The sequence below is a fragment of the Sphingomonas sp. 3-13AW genome, from assembly GCF_049311085.1.
Classification (GTDB): domain Bacteria; phylum Pseudomonadota; class Alphaproteobacteria; order Sphingomonadales; family Sphingomonadaceae; genus Sphingomonas.
In genome coordinates this window covers 73,399-93,432 of sequence record NZ_JASNVZ010000012.1, presented here as the reverse complement: position 1 = coordinate 93,432, position 20,034 = coordinate 73,399, and the positions used below count along the sequence as shown (strand labels likewise).

General features: G+C 66.8%; 29 protein-coding genes. 4 read left to right on the top strand and 25 right to left on the bottom strand.

Translation table 11 applies throughout. From position 1 onward, the window contains the following. Positions 1-31: 31 nt before the first annotated feature. From QP045_RS13740 to QP045_RS13665, 16 genes are all read right to left on the bottom strand, one after another. Positions 32-598 (bottom strand): hypothetical protein, encoded by a 567-nt coding sequence (locus QP045_RS13740; protein ID WP_422515558.1) that lies wholly within the window; start codon positions 596-598, stop codon positions 32-34. Continuing rightward, on the bottom strand, positions 598-879 hold the full coding sequence (locus QP045_RS13735) for a hypothetical protein (protein WP_422515557.1): 282 nt from the start codon (positions 877-879) through the stop codon (positions 598-600). Before QP045_RS13735 ends, QP045_RS13740 begins: the two co-directional genes overlap by 1 nt. A 20-nt stretch (positions 880-899) precedes the next feature. Next, entirely contained in the window at positions 900-1,853 is a 954-nt protein-coding gene (locus QP045_RS13730; protein WP_422515556.1) for a phage tail tube protein, read from the bottom strand. A 17-nt stretch (positions 1,854-1,870) separates the two neighbouring features. Then, on the bottom strand, positions 1,871-2,293 hold the full coding sequence (locus tag QP045_RS13725) for a hypothetical protein (RefSeq protein ID WP_422515555.1): 423 nt from the start codon (positions 2,291-2,293) through the stop codon (positions 1,871-1,873). Continuing rightward, positions 2,290-2,985, bottom strand: a complete 696-nt coding sequence (locus tag QP045_RS13720; protein WP_422515554.1) for a DUF6441 family protein — start codon at positions 2,983-2,985, stop codon at positions 2,290-2,292. The genes QP045_RS13725 and QP045_RS13720 overlap by 4 nt, the downstream gene beginning before the upstream one ends. Then, positions 2,982-3,320, bottom strand: a complete 339-nt coding sequence (locus tag QP045_RS13715; protein WP_422515553.1) for a head-tail joining protein — start codon at positions 3,318-3,320, stop codon at positions 2,982-2,984. Before QP045_RS13715 ends, QP045_RS13720 begins: the two co-directional genes overlap by 4 nt. A 4-nt stretch (positions 3,321-3,324) precedes the next feature. Beyond that, entirely contained in the window at positions 3,325-3,666 is a 342-nt protein-coding gene (locus tag QP045_RS13710) for a DUF2190 family protein (protein ID WP_422515552.1), read from the bottom strand. A 6-nt stretch (positions 3,667-3,672) separates the two neighbouring features. Beyond that, a complete protein-coding gene (locus tag QP045_RS13705; protein WP_422515551.1) occupies positions 3,673-3,972 on the bottom strand; it encodes a hypothetical protein in 300 nt (99 codons plus the stop codon). 68 nt (positions 3,973-4,040) lie between these two features. Beyond that, positions 4,041-6,227: a ClpP-like prohead protease/major capsid protein fusion protein gene (locus QP045_RS13700; RefSeq protein WP_422515550.1), complete on the bottom strand. Its 2,187-nt coding sequence runs from the start codon at positions 6,225-6,227 to the stop codon at positions 4,041-4,043. After that, entirely contained in the window at positions 6,228-7,778 is a 1,551-nt protein-coding gene (locus QP045_RS13695; protein ID WP_422515549.1) for a phage portal protein, read from the bottom strand. After that, positions 7,779-7,994: a phage head-tail joining protein gene (locus QP045_RS13690; protein WP_422515548.1), complete on the bottom strand. Its 216-nt coding sequence runs from the start codon at positions 7,992-7,994 to the stop codon at positions 7,779-7,781. It abuts the gene before it with no gap. Between the two features lie 2 nt (positions 7,995-7,996). Continuing rightward, positions 7,997-9,982, bottom strand: coding sequence for a phage terminase large subunit family protein (locus QP045_RS13685; protein ID WP_422515547.1), 1,986 nt, complete (start codon positions 9,980-9,982; stop codon positions 7,997-7,999). Further along, the gene (locus QP045_RS13680; protein WP_422515546.1) at positions 9,948-10,463 is read right to left on the bottom strand and encodes a terminase; all 516 of its coding nucleotides are present in this window, start codon (positions 10,461-10,463) and stop codon (positions 9,948-9,950) included. The genes QP045_RS13685 and QP045_RS13680 overlap by 35 nt, the downstream gene beginning before the upstream one ends. 194 nt (positions 10,464-10,657) lie before the next feature. Then, complete coding sequence (locus QP045_RS13675; protein ID WP_422515545.1) at positions 10,658-10,882, bottom strand: hypothetical protein; 225 nt, start codon at positions 10,880-10,882, stop codon at positions 10,658-10,660. 181 nt (positions 10,883-11,063) lie between these two features. Beyond that, on the bottom strand, positions 11,064-11,672 hold the full coding sequence (nusG, locus tag QP045_RS13670; protein ID WP_422515544.1) for a transcription termination/antitermination protein NusG: 609 nt from the start codon (positions 11,670-11,672) through the stop codon (positions 11,064-11,066). Next, the gene (locus tag QP045_RS13665) at positions 11,672-12,193 is read right to left on the bottom strand and encodes a hypothetical protein (RefSeq protein ID WP_422515543.1); all 522 of its coding nucleotides are present in this window, start codon (positions 12,191-12,193) and stop codon (positions 11,672-11,674) included. The genes nusG and QP045_RS13665 overlap by 1 nt, the downstream gene beginning before the upstream one ends. A 164-nt stretch (positions 12,194-12,357) precedes the next feature. Here QP045_RS13665 and QP045_RS13660 point away from each other — a divergent pair, with 164 nt between their 5' ends. The 3 genes from QP045_RS13660 to QP045_RS13650 are packed head-to-tail and all read left to right on the top strand — an operon-like array spanning position 12,358 to position 13,180. Continuing rightward, the gene (locus QP045_RS13660; RefSeq protein ID WP_422515542.1) at positions 12,358-12,666 is read left to right on the top strand and encodes a hypothetical protein; all 309 of its coding nucleotides are present in this window, start codon (positions 12,358-12,360) and stop codon (positions 12,664-12,666) included. A gap of 3 nt (positions 12,667-12,669) precedes the next feature. Continuing rightward, the gene (locus QP045_RS13655) at positions 12,670-13,020 is read left to right on the top strand and encodes a hypothetical protein (RefSeq protein ID WP_422515541.1); all 351 of its coding nucleotides are present in this window, start codon (positions 12,670-12,672) and stop codon (positions 13,018-13,020) included. A gap of 1 nt (position 13,021) precedes the next feature. Beyond that, positions 13,022-13,180, top strand: a complete 159-nt coding sequence (locus tag QP045_RS13650; RefSeq protein WP_422515540.1) for a hypothetical protein — start codon at positions 13,022-13,024, stop codon at positions 13,178-13,180. An 85-nt stretch (positions 13,181-13,265) separates the two neighbouring features. On the opposite strand, the gene QP045_RS13645 is transcribed toward QP045_RS13650, so the two are convergent. The 9 genes from QP045_RS13645 to QP045_RS13605 all read right to left on the bottom strand — a co-directional run bounded on the left by QP045_RS13645 (position 13,266) and on the right by QP045_RS13605 (position 19,182). Further along, entirely contained in the window at positions 13,266-13,817 is a 552-nt protein-coding gene (locus tag QP045_RS13645; RefSeq protein WP_422515539.1) for a hypothetical protein, read from the bottom strand. Further along, positions 13,810-14,610: a helix-turn-helix domain-containing protein gene (locus QP045_RS13640; RefSeq protein ID WP_422515538.1), complete on the bottom strand. Its 801-nt coding sequence runs from the start codon at positions 14,608-14,610 to the stop codon at positions 13,810-13,812. The genes QP045_RS13645 and QP045_RS13640 overlap by 8 nt, the downstream gene beginning before the upstream one ends. Further along, positions 14,607-14,972, bottom strand: a complete 366-nt coding sequence (locus tag QP045_RS13635; protein ID WP_422515537.1) for a VRR-NUC domain-containing protein — start codon at positions 14,970-14,972, stop codon at positions 14,607-14,609. Before QP045_RS13635 ends, QP045_RS13640 begins: the two co-directional genes overlap by 4 nt. Next, positions 14,969-15,166 (bottom strand): hypothetical protein, encoded by a 198-nt coding sequence (locus QP045_RS13630; RefSeq protein ID WP_422515536.1) that lies wholly within the window; start codon positions 15,164-15,166, stop codon positions 14,969-14,971. The genes QP045_RS13635 and QP045_RS13630 overlap by 4 nt, the downstream gene beginning before the upstream one ends. Further along, complete coding sequence (locus QP045_RS13625; protein WP_422515535.1) at positions 15,163-15,408, bottom strand: hypothetical protein; 246 nt, start codon at positions 15,406-15,408, stop codon at positions 15,163-15,165. The genes QP045_RS13630 and QP045_RS13625 overlap by 4 nt, the downstream gene beginning before the upstream one ends. Continuing rightward, positions 15,405-15,665 (bottom strand): hypothetical protein, encoded by a 261-nt coding sequence (locus tag QP045_RS13620; protein ID WP_422515534.1) that lies wholly within the window; start codon positions 15,663-15,665, stop codon positions 15,405-15,407. The genes QP045_RS13625 and QP045_RS13620 overlap by 4 nt, the downstream gene beginning before the upstream one ends. After that, a complete protein-coding gene (locus tag QP045_RS13615; protein WP_422515533.1) occupies positions 15,662-18,337 on the bottom strand; it encodes a DNA methyltransferase in 2,676 nt (891 codons plus the stop codon). The genes QP045_RS13620 and QP045_RS13615 overlap by 4 nt, the downstream gene beginning before the upstream one ends. A 37-nt stretch (positions 18,338-18,374) precedes the next feature. Continuing rightward, positions 18,375-18,848 carry a hypothetical protein gene (locus QP045_RS13610; protein WP_422515532.1) on the bottom strand — a complete coding sequence of 158 codons (474 nt, stop codon included), beginning with the start codon at positions 18,846-18,848 and terminating at the stop codon, positions 18,375-18,377. A gap of 136 nt (positions 18,849-18,984) precedes the next feature. Then, positions 18,985-19,182, bottom strand: a complete 198-nt coding sequence (locus QP045_RS13605) for a hypothetical protein (protein ID WP_422515531.1) — start codon at positions 19,180-19,182, stop codon at positions 18,985-18,987. Between the two features lie 86 nt (positions 19,183-19,268). Between QP045_RS13605 and QP045_RS13600 the strand changes: the two genes are divergently transcribed. After that, a complete protein-coding gene (locus QP045_RS13600; RefSeq protein ID WP_422515530.1) occupies positions 19,269-20,000 on the top strand; it encodes a LexA family transcriptional regulator in 732 nt (243 codons plus the stop codon). Positions 20,001-20,034 lie beyond the last annotated feature (34 nt).

Below are 20,034 nucleotides of genomic sequence, written 5' to 3'. Positions count from 1 at the left end.
CCGCGGACGCGCAGCTGCCGCTCGCAGGAGTTCAGGACTTGCCAGACGCCTTCCGCTTCCTCGGTATCGGGCTCTTCGATCCGGTACGGGCACTGCTCGCACCGCCGCGCTTCGCTCGCTTGGCAGGTGAGCTGGCAATATCGCTCACCGGCATCGCCGCCTCCCCAGTGCCATTCTGAGAGGCGGCGGAGACGTTTTTTGTCCGCTCCCGCAGCACGAACGGCATGACATACGCTTGGTCGAGAGCCTCAAAGATGAGCGGGTCTGAGAGCGCATGCTCAAGGTTCTCCCGGCTGAACGGCAGCTGCTGACCGGGGCCCTCGTCCTCGGGCCCGCCCATCAGGCAGACATCCTTCCAGTCGCGGGCGCCAGCAAGGATCAAGGCCACGCTGAGTGCGTCACCCAGTTCCTCCAGCTGCTCGGCAGCCGGGGCATCAGCGGCATCTTCGCCTTCCTCGGCCTCTTCGCCCCGGATCGCCTTGATCGCAGCGCGGCGGGCCCCGCGCATCATCTTGCGGTCGATCGGAGCGAACAGCACCTGGCAGCCCATTACGGGCACCCAGGCGGGGCCCTCTGCCTTCTTCTGGATAACGAGCATCAGGCGGCGTCTCCGATCCACTCGAGACGGACCTTGCGCTCCTCCTCGATCACCTTCAGGTCGCTGCCCTCGCGGACGAAGTTGCCGCGCTCGACCGCATAGCGGCGGACGGTGCCCTTCTCGGTGTCGGCTTCGAGGACGTGCTGGATCACCTTGTCGGTCGCGGTGTCGACGACACGAAGGTTGGCAAAGCCGGGGGTGATGCCGGCGGCAGCATGGGTCGGCAGCGGCGGCACGGTCTTTTCGGTCGCCGCGTTGGCGGCGGTATCTTCCTTCTTCACGGGCGTTCTCCGCTGGAGGATCAGTAGCTGGCGACGTCGTTCTTGAGCACGGCCGTCAGCGTGTGACCGCCGGCACCAGATGCCTGCCAGTTGGACGTGGCCTGGACGCCGCCCGGGCCGGTGATCGGCGTCTTCACGCGCGGGAGGAACACGCGCGGGACAGTGAAGACGAGGCTGAAATCGCCTCGCTTCCAGCCGAACGACAGATCGATCGGCGTGCCGTCGACAGCCGCGTCGTAGAGGTCGAGCCGGTCGAACCGCATCGTCAGTTCGCCGTTCATCATCGCCTTGAGCGGATCCGCGCCGTCGATACGGCCGTCTTCGCGGATGGCCTCCACCTTCTCGTAGCTGTTCGAATAGGTGAAGCCCGCGCCCGTAACGCTGCCCAGCACGTCGCCGCCGCGCTTGATCGAACCCGTCGCCTGCTGGAACCGCTCGCCGGCAAGCGTCGTGGGCGTGCCGGCGACGCTCAGCGCCTGCTTGCGGGTCTCGCCCTGCGCGATAACGCCGATCGTCGCATTGAGCATGCCGGAGCGCGCCATCGACACGCGCAGTTGGTTCGCCAGCGCGCCGAAGTTGACGGAGAAGCTCGGGATCTCGGGGTTGCCGATCTCGATCGACGCGGACGGCAGCTGGTCCTTGCCGGAAGTGAAGGTGTGCGTGGTGACGCCGCTTGCAGTGGCGGAAACCGGATCGCCCAGCAGCAGCTTCAGCCACCAGCCGAATGCGCGGGTGTCCATCGGCACCACGACGTCGCCGTCGTTGGTCGCGACGTCATATTCCGGGTCGAGCCCCTCGCGGCCGAAGCCAAGCTGGTCGTCCTCGATCAGCGGCCGCTCTTCGCCCAGAGAGTTGCTGACGAACGGCAGGCGCCGGAAGCCGCTCGTGGGCGTCTGCCCATAAGCGGTTTCGAACACGGCCGACTGCACGGCATTGATGCCGAGCGCGCGCCGGCGGGTAGGCTGTACGGCCATGGTGGGTTCCTTCGGGCTCAGTTGAGAGGGGAAGTGGTCGAGTAGGAGGCGACCAGGTCGAAGTCGCCGCCGCGCGCAGGGTTCGCGCCCTCGCCGTAGATGTCGTCAGTGTTGGGACCGGTCGGCTCCAGCCAGTCGCACAGCCCGCCGAGCGTGCGATCGGCTTCGATCTGGTCACCGATCCGGCCCATCATGCGGTCGACGTCTTCTTCGGTGGCCCCGGTCACTTCGATTGGGATGCGGTGCTCATAGTGGTAAACGAGCGGACAGAGGTCGACTTCGGGCTCTCCGGGCTCGCCACTGCGAATTACCACGCGCCCCGTCGGCGGGATCCGAGCGGGCGCGGCGTCGGCGCCGTCGAGCCCCAGCACCTGCGAGTGCGGCACGGCCGCTTGTACGAGCGCCTTTACGGCGGCGAGAACATCGAGGCGCTTGCTCACCAGTTCTTCTCCAGGCCTCGCGTGAATGCTGCGATGAAGGCCGCGCTCCAGTTCGCGGCGGGGCGATCAAGGTCGAGCAGCTTCGGCATGCGTGCGCTCGGCACGAGGGTGTACATGAGCGTCAGGGTTGCAGCGCGGCCCTGCCGTTGGCGGCCGGCGGTGTTGGCGCGCACGCCGCGGCCGCTCCGGGAGCGAATGAGTTGCATGAAGGCAAGCAGGTTCCCGTTCTTGCCGCGCCGGATGATGAAGTCCGTGTTGAACCGGTTCTCACATTCCTCTGGAGTGATCGCGCCACCCTTCAGGCCTCGCGCGCTCATCTTCCCATTGGACTGCCGGCCGATCCGGCCCATGCGAGCGGATGCGCGCGGCACGTTGCCGGTCGGGATCCAGAGGAACTTCGCGCCGCCGACGGGACGGATGGTCGCGCCTCGCACGAAGCTGTCGATGATGTCCGGGGCACGGCTGTAGATGTAGCCGGCCGGGTTCATGCCGTTCCGCGACTTCGGATAGACGTTGCCGCGCCATGTGTTCGCCAGGCGCTGTCCGAGGCCGGCCGAGGTCACCTGCCCGCGCAGCTCGCGCAGCGCGTCGCCAGTGGTAGCACGCATAGCGACCGTCGCGGCGCGCGCGACGCCGCCCTCGGCTTCGCGCATCACCTTGGCGAAGTCGGGGACCTCGACCTCGAATTTCACGCTTCCGGCGCCTCGCAGGTCCAGGTCATGCCCTCGACATCGACCGCCGGGTCGCCGGTGACGATGCAGACGGTTAGGACCTCCGCCTGGGCGGCCGGATCAATCTCGCGGATCAGGAAGCGATCGCCCGCGGACGGCATGGGCACTTCGGAGCGCCGCACGTCGATTATGCAGGTGTCCTGCCGAATCCGGCTGTCGCCGAACGGGGCGTCGGCAGTCGGGCGGGAACGGATGATCCGCACCCCCTCCTGCACGCCGCTTTCGGTCACGTAATCCGCCGCCTCGGAGCCCGGCCCGTGGAACAGGGCGTCGAGCGCCGAGGCGAACGGATCCATGGCCTTACGCGGCGATCTGGCCGGTCAGCAGAACCCGGCCGACGGTGTCGGCAGACGCCTGCGACTGACGCGCCACGCCGATCAGCGTGTTGCCGGTAGCGGTCGAGGTGACCCGCTTGTTGGTGTTGTCCCAGTAAAGCTTGGTGGTGTCCGCCACCCAAGCTTCTCCAGGGGCCTTGGTCATGTCGAACACGCCAACGCGGCGCGCTTCCACTGGGGCACCCTGCGCAGCAGAGGCGAGGGCAACGGCGAACACCGCGCCGACCAGCAGCCCTGCACCACTGGTTACCGCATAGGGAGCGGTCATGGTGATGGTCTCACCGGGCTGGATGAAGTTGCGTGCCATCTTGGCTTACTCCTTGTCCGCCGCGGCCTTGCGGCGCGCAGGCTTGGCCTCGGCCGGAGCGTCGGTTTCGACTTCGGCCTGGTGGGGGTTAGCGGGGGTCTCCGCTTGCGAGCCGCTCGGCTCGGTGCCTGCTTCGACCGGGGCGTCCCGGTTCTGCTTGGCGGTAAAGTCGGCGGTCACATCCTCGCCCACTTTGCTCTCGACGAGGCGCTCGGCTTCGGCATCGTCAACATGCAGCACACCCTCGTGGGGGTGCCGCAGCACGCCCGCGACGTGCGCTGCGGTCAGCAGCTTCACGAACTTCATGGCTGTTCTCCTAAAGCGGTCAGGGCGGCCGCAGCCGGCCCTGCCGCAGGTTCACGGGTGCGCGGGCCTTAGGCGCCGGGCTGCTTGTAGGCGGAGCGCCAGTTCACGGCGCCGACGCCGTAATCGTGGCGGACCTTCCACTCGACGCCGTCGACGCGCCAGCCGTCCTGGCTGTCGGTGAACGGCTCGGTCACACCGTTGAGGAACACCACCTCGATTGCCGGCGCGACGTTCGGATCCGCGAAAGCGTAATAGGCGGCGCCGGACAGGCGCGGGCTGTCGACGATGTCCTCAAACATCCCGTTCACGATGTTGGGCCGCTGCAGCTTGTTCACGGCATCCGGATCGTACTGGCTGCCGTTGATGACACGCGCTGCGCCGCCAAGCGCGAGCGCGAGCAGCAGGATGGACGGGCGGATGTCGAGGAACTCGTTTCCGCTGACGTCCTTCTGCTGCGCCATCGCAACGCGGATCGCGTCGAAGGCAGCGACCGAAGGCGCGGCACCCGCTGCAGCGAGGTTGCCGTGGTCCGCGTGGAACAGCGGCTTGCCGTCGTTCATGATCGGGTTGCTGTTGAGCAGCGCGAACACGTCGATCTCGATCGTCAGCTTGGCGGCCCGGCCGAGGTCGACGGCGAGACCGGAGAACACCTCCATATCGTCGTTGACGATCGCCTGACGCGACAGGTTGATGATATTGCCCTTGGTCGAGGCGGTGATCGCTTCCTTCGCGAGGTCAGGGATGGCCTTATTCTTGAACTCACCCGACTCGTTTACGTTGTCGAGCGCGCCGAACGAACCGCGCAGGTATCGGCTATGCGGCCGGAAGTCGGTCACCGTGCCGGTGCCGCAGAACCGCGTCCAGGTGTCGGGCGTCGTCGCATAGGCAGCCTGCAGCGTGCGGTGGATCGCGTTCTCGAACAGGACCGGGAAGTCGCTGGTCGTCTGCGTGATCACCGCGCCCTGCGAGGTCATCGCCTGGCGAACGATCTGGTCCGGGTCGCGAGTGGTGATGTTCACGCCCAGGTTGCCGAGCGATTCGCGCGCGAGGTCGACGTTGCGAACGCCACGGAACTCGCCCGGGTCGATCTTGATCGGCTTGCCGTTTAGCGCGGCGGCCTTCTCGACAAGGTGAGCGACGCCCGCCTTGACGAGCAGCCAGTTGGTGGCGCCCTCCCGGAACTTCTCGCGCTGGTCCACGGTGACCCGCGCGGGGCTGTTGTGGCCGATATTGGCGGCATCACCCTCCTCCGCCAGCTTGTCGAGGATCTTCTCGCGTGCCGTCGCGAGCGGAGTGCCGTCGTTGACGAGACTGTCGATGAAGTCGCCCGGCAGATTGTGCTTAGAGCCGAGCGCCCGGATGGTCCCAACGCGGGAGCGTTCCGCGGTCACGGCGTTCTGCACATCGGCAGTGGTGAGCGCGACGGCCGACGTGTCGGTCTGGGGCGCCGGAGTGCTGGTGGCCGGCGTCAAGGCGAGGGCACCGGTTGCGGGGAGCGCGTCCTGTGCGTTGAGCGCCACGGCAGACTTGACGATCTTGTCGATCTCGTTCTGCGTGCCGCCGTCCTTCTGGAACGTGGCGATCGCGGCAACCAGCGCCGCGCGGGTCTTATAGAGGTCCATGGTTTTCTCCTGTGGACGTTTAGGAGCGGCAGCGGCCGTCCGCGGGGTTCCCAGCATCGCCAATGCGGAGATGACCGGGCTTTCGGGGGCCTTGCGAAACCCGAATGCTGACACGTTGCAGGCCGCGGCGTTCGACGCCTCCGACACGGACGTGATGAACTTTTGCTCGAGCGCCTGCTCCGAGGTGAGCCAGGTCTCTGCGTCGAGCATGGGGATCAGATCGTCGGCGCTGAGACCGGTCTGACCCGAGTAGATCCGCACGAGCTGGTCGCGGATCACGTCGAGCTTGTCGGCCGCAGCGCGAAGCTCGCGAGCGTCGCCGATCGCCACATCCCACGGATTGTGAATCATCATCAGAGCGTTGTCGGCCATGATGATCTCGTCGCCGACCATCGCGATCACCGACGCCATGGAGGCCGCTAGCCCGTCGATATGGACGGTGACCTTGCGGCCGGCGGCCTTGGCGGCGGCGAGCGCGTTGAAGATCGCCAGCCCTTCCATGACGTACCCGCCAGGCGAGTTGATGCGGACTACGATGTCGCCGTCGTCGCTGGCGATCAGGGCGAAGAGCGTCTTGGCATCAAGGCCGTCCCACTCGTCACCGACGATTCCGTAGATGAGGATTTCGAGCATTCAGGCCCCCTGAGGCTGTGCGGGAGGAGCGGAGGACTCTTGCTCCGCGGGGTTGCCGACAGCGGTGACCCGGCGAGGGTCGCAGTCGAAAATGAGCCCGAGCTTGTCGATCTTCTCGGCGTCGGCCTTCCACTCGGCGAGGAAGGTGTCGGGATCCTCCCCGCGGCGGCGGGCGGCAGCGGAGATCGTGTCCTGACCAGAGCGGATGGCGTCCCGGGTCGCCTTCACCTCTTCGGCGGGGTTGATCATCTCGCGGCCCGGGGGCGTCCACCGTACCGTGACGCCCTCGACGTTCTCGCCCAGCATCGCGAATGCATCGATCAGCCAAGTCGAAACCGCGCCGCAGAACTGCGGAATGAACATCGTCCACTGCCAGGCAGCCAGCGACCGCTGATATTCCAGCCAGCCCATCCGCCCGGACGAGAAGTTCACGTTGGACAGGTCGCCGGTGAGCGCCTCGTACGGCACGCCCAGGCCGGCACTCACCGCGCGCAGCGAGACCTTGGTGTAGTCAGCGTACCCGTCGACGCCCGGCGGGCTGGAGAAGGTCACGTCCTCCCCGGGGCGGGCGTATTGAAAGGTGCCGGGCTCGATATAGTCGAGCGGCTCGCGATCGTCGGGCCCGCCCTCTTCCTGCGCGATGCCGGGGATCAGGCCGTCCGGATCCTCGCCGGTCACGACACCGACGAACGCGCTGGCGAGCTTCTGACGCGTGAGCTGCGCATCCTCGAAGTCGCCGAAATCCTTCATGCGGAGGATGACCGGTGCGAACCAGGTGGCGCCGTGTTCCATCTCCGGGCGGTCCGCGCGGAACACGTGCGCCACGTCTGCCGCCTTGACGAAGGTAGAGCCCAGCGCGTCGGCGCGACCTCCACCCGGATGGCCGTTGAACAGCCAGTAGCCCTCGCGGGCACCGAGCGGACTGAACTGCACGCCGTTGATCAGGAAGCCGCCTTGCACACCGGGAGAGGTGGAGAGCGGCCCGTGCTTCGACGGATCGATATAGTCAGGCTCGATCACCTGAAGCTGGAACGGCAGCGGCAGCCGGTCGGAGGCCCGACGCCACCGGCGACGCATCACCACGGCGCCGCTCTCGACGATGGTCCGGGCCGCCTGAAGCTGGAGGCCGTAGAGATCATGCCGACCGCTGGCGTCGCACGCGATGGTGTCGAGGTGCCTACGAGCCAGCTTGTTCAGCCGGTCATCGATCTTGCCGTCGCGGTACACCTGAAAGGTGATTCCGGTGCCGACCATGTTGTTCGCGATCGTGGACGCGCCGCGCGCCGCGAACGGGTTGTTGCGGACGAGGTCACGCGCGATTCCGCGAAGCGCGGCGGCAACAGCAGGCGAGAGCTCGCCATTGGCATCCAGGCGCGTGCGCCGCCACCCTGCGGCCCGGCGACCGAGCGTGGCGCCATCGTATTCTGCTCGCGGACGGCGCCCAGTACGGATGCGCTTGCGCTCGCTCGCGACAGCGGGCGCCGGCTCGGCAGGCGCCGGCTCGGCAGGCGGCCGCCGAAGCAGCCGATCCATCAGGGTGCGCTCGGCCATTTAGAGGCCGCTCCGGTAAAACGGCACACGGCGGCGGACGATGGCCCCCTTCGCGGTCGCCTTCATCGCCAGCTCGCTCTGGATCACCGCCTTCGCGGCGAGGAGCTGGTCGAGCGACTGATATTCCGTCCGGCGACCATCCGCGAAGGTGACGCTGCGGATGCCGCTCGCGATCGCTTGGTTGAGCCGGTCCAGGTCGGACTGCTGATACGACATTCCTACCTCCCTCGGCTGGTGAACGGGTTGGCGCGCTTGGGCTTCGGCTTGGACTTCGCGGCGGCCGGCTGCGCAGGAGCGCGATCGTCAGGAACCTGCGGCGGCGGCGCCGGCGGGGAAGGTGCCGGCTTGGTGAACTCGCCTCGGGCCTTCTGCCAATCGCTCTCGCGCCAGCGATCGACGCCCAGAGAGAAAGCGACCGCGCGGGCATAGACCGCGTTATCGAGCGCCTCGTTGCGGTCGCGGACCTTGTGCCACTCACGCCGGAAGCCGCCGCTGCGCAGCCGGATGATGCGGAGTTCCTCCGCCACCAGCTGCTTGATCCACTCGTCCGTGGTGCCGTCGGGCAGGAAGACATACCCGTCGGGGTATTCCTCGCCGTCGACCGGCTTCTCCTTCTCAAGGTCGCCGAAAAGCTCGAGCTTGAGCATCGAGGTGCCGATGTTCCAGAGGCGGACACCGCGCTTTAGCTTGCGACCGTTGACTGTGACGTCCTGCCAGGTCGGGGAACCGATCGGTTGATTGGCGCTGATCTGGTGGCGCCCTTTGACCGCCATCGCAAAGCCCGGGTGCCGGCGCGCCCAGGCGTACACCTCCATGGTGTTCTCGCCGTCGCCGGAGTCGATCGCCACCCGTGCCAGCCGCATCGACCGGCCGTCCTCAGTCTCCCATGTGCGCGCGACCTCTACGTCGAGCTTCTTCCAGGTCTTCTTGTCGGCGATCGGGCCAAAGACCTCGATCCGCTCGACGAACTCACGACGCCCGTTCGGACCAAAAGCCCAGATGTCGAGGTCGATGCGCCCGCCGCCGCCGCGCTGGACGTCAGCGGCCCCCACCAGCAATCCGGCCTTCGCCGAGGGCGTTCCCAGCCGCATCGCCTTCTCCCGGCGATCGTAGAGGCGCTGCCATTCCGGAGCTTCACCGCGTTCGGCCCATGCCTCACCCAGCACCTGGTTGACGAAAGTACGGAGCAGGTTCGGGTCCTTGCGGACCTCCAGAAACTCGCGCGCAATCTCCAGCCAGGCGGCGCCGGGATGCTGACTATAGGCTGCCCAGATGTGGAACGACCGGTGCCGCGGGAAGGCGTCGGGATTGTGCGCCCGCCACTCGCCCGCCTCGTCCATCGCCGGCTTGTCAGCTTCGTCGATGTCACAGCCGTTGACGCACCGGTACCAGGCGCGGGTCGGGTTCTCCTTTGGCTCCCAGCGGATGCCAGCGCCGGTCCCGTCCCCGAACACCAGCTGCTGCATCTCGCCGCAGTGTGGACAGGGAACGTAGCGGTATTCCTGGCTGCCCTGCTCGAACAGCAGGTCGATCCGGCTGAAGCCCTTTACCTTCGGCGTGGACCCGGCAGCGCTGAAACGGCGCGGCGACGTAAGGTTGCGCTTAAACGCGAGCCGGGCGGGATCACCCTCTTCCTTCGACGCCCAAGGGTAACCGTCGCATTCCTCCAGGAACACGTCGTCAGCGGTGACGCGCCGGAACTCCTTCGGACTGTTCGCACCCTTGATCTGGATCCAGCCGCCTTTGTAGCGCTTCGCCCGAATCTGGTTGTCAGCGTGCCTCGGCTTGAACGTGGCAACCGAGCGGACCACCGGCCATTGCAGAACCGGGTCCAGATCGTCGCGGCTGAACTTCTCCGCGTCGTCGATCGTCGGCTGGTAAATCAGCGTGCGAGCCGGGTCGAACTTGATGCGCCACGCGACGAAACATTGCAGGATGGTCGAGTAGCCAATGCGGCTGCTCTTCCGCACCGACAGCTGCGACGTCTCCGGATCCGTGAACGCGTCAGCAATGTCCGCCTGGAACGGGAACGGTCGGATACGTGCACCGTCGTCGGAACGCGCATGCTCGACCATGAACTTCGACAACGGCGGCCGCTCGCGAGGCTTGCAGGCGGCCAGCCAAGCACGGGCGAGAGCTACACCATGCGGGCCGGGTGCCCGGTAGGGCTCAATCGCCCCCTTCTTCTTCGGGCTCGCTGTCATCGAAGCCCCCGCCGCGCGCCTCCTCAATCCGGGCCATGCTCAAGTCGGTGAGGACGTTGTTGATCTCGGCATCGATGCGGGCGCGAAGCTTAGTGTCACCCTTAGCGACGCGGGCGCCGACCTGCTGCAGCTGCGCAACGATCATGACGATCACGCCGGCGCCGGCGGCGACCATGTCGGGCAAGGAAGCAAGTTCCTGGCGGCGCTCCGCATTATCCATCGCCTTGGCGTCGGCCTGCTCCTTCGCCAGCCGCGCCTGCTCCTGTTCCTTGTCGAGCATGCCGCCGCCTTCGTTCAGGTCGGCAATGACTTGCTCCAACTTTCGGAGCCGAAACGAGACGAACGCCTCGACGTATTCCTCTGCCGTCGTACCCGGCCGCGGCAGCTCACCTGCCTGCATCCGGTCGCGAACCCAGCTGTCCGACATGCCGACAAGCCACGCGACGTCGGCGCGAGTGAGCGTTTCGGTGTCGATCGCCAAAATGCCGTCTCCACATGCTCGAAAACGGCCGAAAACCGCCAGATTTCATGTCAAGGCGGCGGCACCCATGCGGAATTTCGTGCCTAGACGGAAGTTGCGCCTTTGCCCCCCGTATTACCCTGCGGCCCCGGAAGGACCCAAAGGGGGGTGGCATCCCATCCCATGGGACACCGATTGGCCGGGGTTGGAGCTGATCACCACGCCGCCCGTCCGTCCCGGTGCCACAGCGGCGGATGGATCGAGCGAACAGGCCCGCGCACCACTGCTCGGACGTCGCACGCGATGCGCTCGCATTCGGCGATCAGCATGTCGCTGCGGGTGGTGGACCGGGACGGCCGCTCCATCGCGTCGGCCAACGTCTCAAGCTCAACGGCCAGGTGCCGGAGGCGGTCGGACGGTGTGCACGCAGCGACAGCCATCCGCACCTCCCGGAACGACAGACGCGCCCAGAAGCGCGGGGTGAGCCGGTTAAACGGCTCGGGTCTTGGATTTCAGGTAGCCTGCCGGACTCCCGGCCCGGCGCCATGTTGGCGCCTTCACCGGTCCACCGTGACGAGGGCAGTGGCGTTGCCGCCGGCGCTTCTTGCTCGTCGAGCTGCATCACGCAGCAGATGCCGGCTCTGCTACAGCATTCCCGCGCAATGTGGAAGTATCAATCGTCACGACCAAAGACTTCCCGAACAAGAGCAGAGTGTGGCGGCCGTCGCTCTCTTGCACGGTGCCCGACAGCCCAGCAAAGGCGCCCGCCTCTACTGCCACCTCAGCGCCCCTGTCGTAGGGCTCAGCACGCTCGCGCAGCGGGCGCCCGTGCCGTGCCTGGGCCGCAAGGCTCTGCTCCATGCGCCGTAGGCTCTCCGCCTCACGCTGCCGCAGGGATGCGACCTCAGCCTCGGACACCAGCACCGAGGCGCCGCAGTGCCGGAAGATCGAGAATGCCGGGTGCCCGCTCTCCGTCGCCACCTCCAGACGGCGCAATTCGCCCAGGTCGGCGGCCGGGGCGAACACATAGGTTGGCAGGTAGGGCACGGACCTGAACTCCCGCTCCTTCTCCTTCGAACGCGGGATGCGCCGCCGCACATGCTCGACGGGCGTCCAAGCAAGAATGCCCGCGTCGGCAAGCGAGCGGGCGAGTGGCATTGTCCTGCCGCCATGCGTGCGCAGGATGCACCAGCTCCTGACGCTCGCGTACTCCCCGTCTTCCCCAGCCATCACTTCCACCCCCACTTGTTCCGTTGAATCGCTTGCCCCAGCATTTCCCAGCGGCCGGGACCTTCCCCTTGTGGCGGCGCCGTCGCCTGGCGCGAGGAACGCGACAGAGCCGACAGGGGGACGCGGTAGGCGTGGCTGTGCGGCTTCGCGCCGAGGATGCGGACAGCGCGCGCCATCAGCTCGTTGCCCTCGTGGCAGCTGAACCGGACCTCGTGCAGCCCGCTCCCCGCGAGCTTGCCGCGCAGCCTGGTCAGCAGAAGCGCGAGGGCGCCCGGGTAATCTGGGGCAGCAAAAGCGAAGTCGACGTTCAGGGCGAGATCGTCGCGGTCTTCGGAATAGCTGATCCCTCCCGCGCACACCTCGCCCGCCATGACAACGATCGCCGGCTGGTCCCACCGAGCCGCGGGGTAGCGCATCCAGCCGCTCTCGATCAGGATCAGGGAGGCGCGATAGGCGGCCACCATGGCCGCTTGGCTGTTGGCGAGTTTCGGCAGCTCGACGATCTCCAGCTTGGCCGCCATCACGCGGCCTCGCTCACGATCGCCGCGTCAACTTCGTCCTGAGTGATCACCCGTATGCCAAAAACCATCGGAACCACTTGCGCACCCCGTAGGTTTATGACATACACAATCCATCGGCACGGAGCCGACCGGGCGCCTCGCCGGATCAGGGGCGGAGACAGACGATGGCGACGATCAGCATCAGCAATAACACCGTCCGCAACGCCGTCATCGACGCGCTCAACGCCGTAATGGACAACGCGGTGCGTGCCGCTGTGGATGCGAGCCGCGCCGGCCGCAACGCCGGTGCCGACGCCGTGAACTCGATCTTCCCGGGCTCGGTCCAGCCGGCCGCAACGGTGATCGCTGACGCGCAGGCGGATTTCGTGGCTGCGAAGACCACCCTCGCTGTCGTCCTCGGCCACGCTGAGACTGACGCCGCCGCCAACTTCAACGATCGCGTTACGCTCGAACTCGACAGCGAGGTGATGTGAGCCGTGCCCATCGCCGCGATCACTTACCGGGGCTGGGAGATCATCGATCTCCCGCCCCTCAATGGGTCGCCACGCCAAGTCGAATGGGCGCAGGCCATCCGCGGCCGCTTTGCGTACACAGGCGCTGACGATCTCCACACCGCAATCGCGCGCATCGATCGGCGCTCCCCTGGCACGCTCCCAACTGACTGGCCCGACCAACTGGCAACACGCCTGATCCCGGTTTTCGCCAACCCCGACGCCAAATGGTGGATCGAGCACCGCTACGACCTCCCACGTTTCTGGATCGGCTGGCTGGATAGCGCGGATCTGGCCGTGACAATTTTCGGCGCAGCGATGCGCGGAGGAGACTGACATGCCCAACCACCCCAACCGCACCGGTGGCCGCCCCAAGATTCCGGCCGACCAGCAGCGCCGGACGTATGCCCTGCGCCTCGATCCAGACGTGTACCGTGCCGCCAACGACGCGGGCCGGGCGAAGATCGAAGCCATCCTGAAGGCCGCGCTGCTGTAGCTCATCGAGTGCTCTGCTGCTGGCGATACCAGGCGGCCCAATCCGCCTGGATCCCGCATCGCGGCGCTCTCCAGCTCAGCCGACATCACGCCGCCTGACTCATGAGCGCCGCATCGACTTCGTCTTGAGTGATCGCCCCGATCGACACCCCGATCGCGCGCATCGCTGGCGGCAGGGCCCGGATCTTCTCCGGGCTCAGCGGCTGGATCGTGTCGCCCTCGATCGCCTGCCCCGCCTGCTGCGCCTCGATGGCCTCGCGCAGTTCGCGGATCCGGTACCGAGCCCGCGAGCGGCGAGCGAGGATACCACTCGCCGCCTCGCGGATGGCGGGGTCCACGTCGCCCGCAAACCGGATCGGCTGCCGCAGCACCATCTGCGCCGCCTCGCGCGCCACCCGCCCCGGCAGGTCGTCGAGCGCAATCACCATCGTCTTGATCCAGGCGTCCGCCTGATCCGCGCTCCCGGTCGGCGCGAACTTCGTCCAGATCATCGCCAGGTCGTCGCCCAAGCCTGTCGTCATCTCGCCGGCCGCTCCGGGGTGACGCAGCGACTTGCCGCCCGGCTCGGTCTCGCGCAGCGGGGCCGGCGGGCGACGGTACAGCGCCTCAAGGGCCACCAGGTCGACACCCTCAGCCATCGAGATCGCTTCCGACAGGCTCCAACTGGTGCTGCTCGCGAAAGCGGCGACGGCTTTCGATCGCTCCGCTCGGTCGTTCATGGTGAGGTCGTTGGGCATTTCGGTTTTCCGTCGCGTTGGTGAGCCAGGGGAGTTCGAAGCTGAGCCAGCCTCGTTCGACCATCAGGTCGACGATCCGGCCGGGCGGCCAGTCAGCGGTCGCGTGCTTGTCCAGCTTGTCGACCAGCAGCTCGTAGGCCCGGGGCGTCAGGGTGTTCCGCTTGGCCTTGCGGTGGTCGATGTACCCCGCCCACTGGTCCTCGGTGACACCGGCCGGTGGCGGCATGTCCTTGGGCCAGCGGCGCTTCGCGACTGGTGCAGCGCTCTGCCCATCTGCAGATCCCGCGCTCCCGGGCTTCCCGGCTGGGGCCGGATGCGTGCGCCTCGTAGGATGCGAAGCATCCGAAGAGGTAATGGGGGTTCTTGACGGTTTGTCCGAAGCCGCTTCGGGGGTCGGCGCAACGGTTTCGGGGGGAAGCCGCTTCGGGGGCGAAGCCGCTTCGGGGGTGGGGTGGATGGTATAGAGCACGCCCTTGCCCGGGCGCTCCAGCCGGGAAAGGTGACCAGCCGCCGCGAGCGACTTGATAGCCGCCTGTATGGTGCGGTCGCTCTTGCTGCACTTCCGCACCAGCGCGGCGATGGAGGGCCAGCACACGCCGTCGTCGTTGGCGCAGTCGGCCAGCGCGAGCAGCACCAGCTTCTCGCTGTCGGCCAGCGGCAGCGCCCAGACGGCGGACATGATGCGGATGCTCATCGCCACCCCCACGCGCGCAGGATCTCCCGCGCCTGGTCAGGGCGGTTGGCAAGCGCCCACGGCAGGTCCAGCCGCAGGATCTCGTCCCGCCACCACACCTGCTCCGGATCGAGGTCGTCCCGCCCTTCCCGCTTCACCTCGACGAAGCCGACGCGCGGCTGGCGCTGGTCGAGCACCGTGAGGTCGGGAAAGCCCGGTCGCACGCCGTCCGCCTTCAGCGCGGCCACCTGCTTGGCGCGCGACAGCGAGCCGCCCGCGAGGTGGCTGCCGTTCGGCACGTGCACGGCATAGCAGCCCTGCCAGCCGAAGCTGGCGATCAGCGCGCGTTGAACCGGACGCTCCAGAAGTTTCGGAGCCCTCAACGGATCACCTCATATTCTTTGATGTCGAAGGGGCTGCCGGTGATGGTCCAGCGACACCCGCCGCGGCCATCCGCAGCCCATCCGGGCGGGCTCTGCGCGCCATCGTCGCAGGCGCCCAGGCGACCGTGCGCCAGCCGTGGGCGGATCCTCTTACCGACCGCGTCGCTAGGGAGGTAGCCGGGGTTCGGCTTCACGGCTGGAGGCATCCTTCGGCGGTGAGTTCGGCCATATCGAAGAGGTGCCGCAGCACGTGCCCGCCCCGTCCCGGCTTCACTCCGCCGAGTGCCACCTGGGCGGCGACCATCACGCCGAGCGCGATCGCCACTGCGGCGGCCGTGTCGTGCGCGTTAGTCTCGGGATACCGGCCGCCGAGGTCTGCGACGATTTCGCGCGCCATCCGGCGCACAGCCGCGAGCTCTTCCTCCCCGCCGCTCACGCCAGCCGCTCACGGATCGACGCGGCCAGCGCCAGCATGGCGTTGGCGTGAGCCTCCACTGTGGAAGCGGCCAGCCGCAGGTCCACGTCGCTGATGCCTCGGTCGCTATCCAGCTTGGCGCGAAGTGACCTGTCTTCGATGCCGAGAGACTCAGCGATTGCCTTGCGGCTGACGAACTCGGTTGCTCGGCGCAGCTGACCGACGCGTGCCGCCTTCTCGCCCATGCTCATACCGAGCCGGTTTGTAGGCTCGGTCATGCCGCCTTCTCCGTGCCCAGCAGGTCGAACAGGGTTGGCACGGCAGCTTCGCGCTCGGCCTCTCTGAGGTAGCCAGCCGCCGCCCGGAAATAGTCTGGGTTCAGTTCACTGCCTGCCCCGCGGCGTCCCATCGAGATTGCCCGCATCGGCACGGTGCCAAGCCCCGCGAAGGGATCGAACACCAGCTCGCCCTTCATGCTGAAGCGCTGGATCAGCCGGTCCACGATGTCGAACTGCAGGGGGCAGACGTGCTTCTCGGCCCCCTTACGGACCTGCTCGCCGTTAAGCGTCCGCATCCGCACGACGTCGTCCCAGGTGTTCGGATCATGGGCGCCGGGAGCGAGCGACATAAAGGTGCGCGGCAGATGCCCACGGCCGTCGTTCGGGGCCCTAGCTTCGATCGTCTCTCCGATCCCGACATGCGCCTCATGGTTGTGGACCAGATCACGCGTCTGCTCGGTAAATGCCTTCACCAGCAGGCCAACCGGGAGGCTAGCGAACCGCTCGGCCGTGTCAGCTAGCTCGGCTGGCGTCAGCGGCCGGTCGCCCGACGAACGCCAGAACGAGTGGGCGTCAATCTGCCAGCGCGCGAGGCTGTATTCGGCCGCATCCTTCACGACCGGTGCGTCGGCATAGCCGCGGCTGCGGTCGGTCTGGGGCTTGCGCATCAACAGGATGTACTCGGGCGAGCCCACGCCCATCTTCGTCCCGTCCTTCAGCATCTCGCTGTAGGAGAGGCGGTAGGTCTGGTTGTTTTCCCGCACCACGTCGGTGTTGACGTGGATCATGCCCAGGTATTGGAAGCCGTGGCGCATGTAATGGCTGATGCACTTGGCGTGAAACGGGTTGACCGTGGGCACGCCCTCCCCCGTCACCGAACCGAACAGGATCCGGTCCTTGACGTGCACGCACGCCAGCCGGCCGGGCGCGAGGGCGCGCAGCAGGTTCGGCGTCAGGTGGTCCATCTGGGCGAAGAAGTGAGCGTCGTCGTCGGTGTGGCCGAAGTCGTTGTAGCTCGGCGTGTATTCGTAGTGATTGGAGAAGGGGATCGAGGTCACGATTAGATCGACTGAGCCGGTTTTCAGGCTCGCCGCTTCCTCGACGCAGTCGTTGTGCGCCAGCCACCAGCCGTCACCGCGCGCCTCGTTGCGCACGACACCAATCGACCGCTTCAGCTCCGCAATGGCGATCTCATGCTGGAGGCCGTGCTTGCGGATGATCTCCGACATGCGCTCGGCCAGCTCGTCGTGCCGCGCCCACTTCGTCTGAAGGTCGCGCACGACCTCCGTCTCAGTCTCGGCATGGATGATGTCGATCTCTACCGGGTGCGGCTGCTGGAAGCGCTGGAGCCGGTGGATCGCCTGAATGAAATCGTTGAACTTGAAGCCGACGCCAACAAACACGGCACGGTGGCAGTGGCGCTGCAGATTCGTGCCGCTCCCCAGCATCACCGGCTTAGCAGCAAGGATCCGCGACATGCCCTCAGCGAAGCGCGAGATGATGCCCTCGCGCTGATCGAGGTCCTGGTTGCCGTAGACGCTTTCCGCGCCGGGCAGTGCACCCTCGATCGCGCGGCGCTCGTCCTCCAAGTCATGCCACAGGATGAAGTGGTCGGCTGGCGCCCGGGCGACGATCTCCGCCGCCTTGGCGACGCGCGCCGGCAACGTTTCCCGCTTCTCACGCGCAGCCTGGGTGATCCCCATCGCCGCGTCGCGGATCAGGCGCCCCTGCCCGTTGCTCTCGGTACCAGCCGCGGCGAGGTTCGCCTGCACCGAATGCCAGCGCACGGTAAGCTGCGGCAGGTCGTAGCCGGCGTCGTCGAAGCCCAGGTCGCTCGGGCGCTGCAGGAACACCGCCCAGCTATTCAGCCACAGCCAGAACTCGTCTTCCTTGTGCGGGTAGAGCGTTAGATCGCCCGCCTTTTCGCTGTTCCGCTGGAAGAAGCGGGTCAGCGCTTGGCCGGTGTCCATCACGCCCAGGAAGCCGGCGTAATGGATCAGCTCCTTGTAGCGGTTCGGCGACGGCGTTGCGGTCGCGACGAAGCGGTAGGGCACCGCATCGAACAGCGGCATGAATTCCTGAAACGTCTTACTGCCGTAGCTGCGCAGCACGCTCGCTTCGTCCAGGCTGGCGACCGTGAAGCGGCTGACGTCGATTTTTCCGTCGCGCACGCTCTCGTAGTTGGTCAGAAACAAGCCGGCGAGATCGCCGGTCGCCTCGATCTCCGCGTCCGACTTCACGAAGTGCAGCGTCAGGCCCAGCTTGCGCGCGTCTGCGATGAACTCGCGGCGCACGCCCAGCGGCGCCACGATCAGCCCCATGTTCGGTGCGCCCGGCTCGCGCTCGGGATCGGCCTCTACCTTGTCTAGGATGATGTCGCAGATCAGCAGCTGCTGGATCGACTTGCCCAAGCCGAAGGCTTCGAACAGTGCGCGGCGGCCGCCCTCCACCGCCCAGCGCACGATGTGACGCTGGTGATCGCGCAGCGGCTGGCCGTCCTCCAGGTGCGTCGGCACGTCGTCGATCGAGCATGGCAGCCCAGCCCGCTGTGCCATCGGGATCTTCGCCTCCAGGAAGGCGCGGTAGTCGAGCAGATCGGGCCCGGAAGCGGGCAAGCCGGTATCGCTCGCGGAAGCGGCCATTGCCGCCCCCGCGCTGTTCGTCATGTCCATATCGTCACTCCTGCCGGTGGTGCCGGCGTTCAGGTCCTCAGCCGGTGGCGACGGCGCGGAGGCGGAGCCTGTCGCGCAGCCGATCGATATGCTTCGCGGCGGCTTCGAGCTCCGGCCGCATCGCCAGCAGCTCGACGTCGTCGATCTCTCCATCGTCCTCGACCGCGCCCGCCATTTCGGCGAGCAGCGCGCAGAGGGCGCTGAAACCCTTCCGGTCGCAGCCGTCGGCCGCCTCGAGCGGCGCCAGCTTCATCCCCACCAGGGCCAAGGCGGCATTGGCGAAGCGCCCATCCCACTCGCGGCATCCGCGCAGGAACGAGACGACCGGCATCTCTGCCAGCCCGGTGCGGTACCGGGCGGCAGTGTCTTCACTCTTGGCAAGCACCGCGCCGAGATCCGCATCCGTTGCGCCGTCCTCGTGCTTGATCGCCTCAAGGCTGTCGCCGAGGGTCTTAAGCAGCAACGACGCGGGAACCGTGCGGTAGCGGGTGTGGATCTGCGGGGCGGTCATCGTGCATTCCGATCGGTATGAACGGGAACAGGAACATCAGCGGAGGGATCACGCTTCAGCGGGCAGCGCTCGAATGGGCAGGAGCGCGCCTCGGGGTGCTCCGGGCCGACGTCGCAGATGTTACAACGGGCGGCGGTCACTGGTGCGCTTCCATGAAGCTGCGGATCCGCGCGAGCGTACCGCGCCGAAGCTCCCGGCCGCTGCGGATGCCGGCGATCAGGTTGGGATCGCGCACCGCGCTCCGCCCGAAAGTCGTTTCTGCCATCCCGGTGGCAGTGCGGAACCGCTCAATCTGGTGGAGCAGCTCGTCTTCATGTGCGGGTTCGTTCGCCATGACGTTGGTTTAGTCGGATGTTTCCAACAGTTCAAGTCGGAAACTTCATCCTACCTCCTGACATCCCTATGTGGGAAACGTCCTACATGCCCGACCCAGACGATATGCGCGGAACGCCGCTCTACCAGTCGCTGATGATGCTGAAGCCAGCCGATCTGCCCGAGACGGAGTGGGCGGAGAAAGCCGGCGTCAACCGCAGCTTCTTCAGCAACCTCAAGAGCAAGGGCAACAGTCCCCGTTCGGACACGCTCCGCAAGCTCCTGTCGTATATCGGGAAGACGGCTGCGGACCTCCCCATGCCCGTGCCTTCGCGGCTTACCGCGCTGCCGTCACCGAACGCCGTGACTTTCCAAATGGAGGGCTCGGGAGCCGGTCGCATGGCTCGGGATTTACCTGTGTACGGTACCGCGCTGGGCGCAGACCAGGTCGTTGATGGGGAAGCCGTAGAACAGACGATGCTCAACACCGCGGAAGTTACCGAATATCGTAGGCGCCCCGCTATCCTCGACGGGCGGGCCGATGTGTATGGCCTCTATGTGCAGGGCTCTTCGATGCATCCCAGGTGGCGAGACGGGGGCATCGTATTCGTCGAGTCCAGACGGCGCCCCGCCGTGGGGGATGACGCCGTTGTCTACCTTCGCACTCCCGACGAGCACGACGGCGAACGCACGAGCTCGGTGCTGATCAAGACCCTCGTCCGGAAGACAGCCGCCTACGTCGAGCTGGAGCAGTACCAGCCGCCCTTGGTCTTCCGGATCCCGATGGAGCAGGTGGCCCGCATGGATCGGGTCCTCACGTTGGATGACCTGACTGACTGACAGGATATTTCCAACTTGTTGGTTGACTAGTTGG

Bases quoted from the DNA above. Each gene is read 5' to 3' on its own strand.
- QP045_RS13740 (WP_422515558.1), bottom strand. From the start codon at position 598: ATGCTCGTTATCCAGAAGAAGGCAGAGGGCCCCGCCTGGGTGCCCGTA.
- QP045_RS13730 (WP_422515556.1), bottom strand. From the start codon at position 1,853: ATGGCCGTACAGCCTACCCGCCGGCGCGCGCTCGGCATCAATGCCGTG.
- QP045_RS13715 (WP_422515553.1), bottom strand. From the start codon at position 3,320: ATGGATCCGTTCGCCTCGGCGCTCGACGCCCTGTTCCACGGGCCGGGC.
- QP045_RS13710 (WP_422515552.1), bottom strand. From the start codon at position 3,666: ATGGCACGCAACTTCATCCAGCCCGGTGAGACCATCACCATGACCGCT.
- QP045_RS13705 (WP_422515551.1), bottom strand. From the start codon at position 3,972: ATGAAGTTCGTGAAGCTGCTGACCGCAGCGCACGTCGCGGGCGTGCTG.
- QP045_RS13700 (WP_422515550.1), bottom strand. From the start codon at position 6,227: ATGCTCGAAATCCTCATCTACGGAATCGTCGGTGACGAGTGGGACGGC.
- QP045_RS13695 (WP_422515549.1), bottom strand. From the start codon at position 7,778: ATGGCCGAGCGCACCCTGATGGATCGGCTGCTTCGGCGGCCGCCTGCC.
- QP045_RS13690 (WP_422515548.1), bottom strand. From the start codon at position 7,994: ATGTCGTATCAGCAGTCCGACCTGGACCGGCTCAACCAAGCGATCGCG.
- QP045_RS13685 (WP_422515547.1), bottom strand. From the start codon at position 9,982: ATGACAGCGAGCCCGAAGAAGAAGGGGGCGATTGAGCCCTACCGGGCA.
- QP045_RS13675 (WP_422515545.1), bottom strand. From the start codon at position 10,882: ATGGCTGTCGCTGCGTGCACACCGTCCGACCGCCTCCGGCACCTGGCC.
- nusG (WP_422515544.1), bottom strand. From the start codon at position 11,672: ATGGCTGGGGAAGACGGGGAGTACGCGAGCGTCAGGAGCTGGTGCATC.
- QP045_RS13665 (WP_422515543.1), bottom strand. From the start codon at position 12,193: ATGGCGGCCAAGCTGGAGATCGTCGAGCTGCCGAAACTCGCCAACAGC.
- QP045_RS13660 (WP_422515542.1), top strand. From the start codon at position 12,358: ATGGCGACGATCAGCATCAGCAATAACACCGTCCGCAACGCCGTCATC.
- QP045_RS13650 (WP_422515540.1), top strand. From the start codon at position 13,022: ATGCCCAACCACCCCAACCGCACCGGTGGCCGCCCCAAGATTCCGGCC.
- QP045_RS13645 (WP_422515539.1), bottom strand. From the start codon at position 13,817: ATGGCTGAGGGTGTCGACCTGGTGGCCCTTGAGGCGCTGTACCGTCGC.
- QP045_RS13640 (WP_422515538.1), bottom strand. From the start codon at position 14,610: ATGAGCATCCGCATCATGTCCGCCGTCTGGGCGCTGCCGCTGGCCGAC.
- QP045_RS13620 (WP_422515534.1), bottom strand. From the start codon at position 15,665: ATGACCGAGCCTACAAACCGGCTCGGTATGAGCATGGGCGAGAAGGCG.
- QP045_RS13615 (WP_422515533.1), bottom strand. From the start codon at position 18,337: ATGGACATGACGAACAGCGCGGGGGCGGCAATGGCCGCTTCCGCGAGC.
- QP045_RS13610 (WP_422515532.1), bottom strand. From the start codon at position 18,848: ATGACCGCCCCGCAGATCCACACCCGCTACCGCACGGTTCCCGCGTCG.
- QP045_RS13605 (WP_422515531.1), bottom strand. From the start codon at position 19,182: ATGGCGAACGAACCCGCACATGAAGACGAGCTGCTCCACCAGATTGAG.
- QP045_RS13600 (WP_422515530.1), top strand. From the start codon at position 19,269: ATGCCCGACCCAGACGATATGCGCGGAACGCCGCTCTACCAGTCGCTG.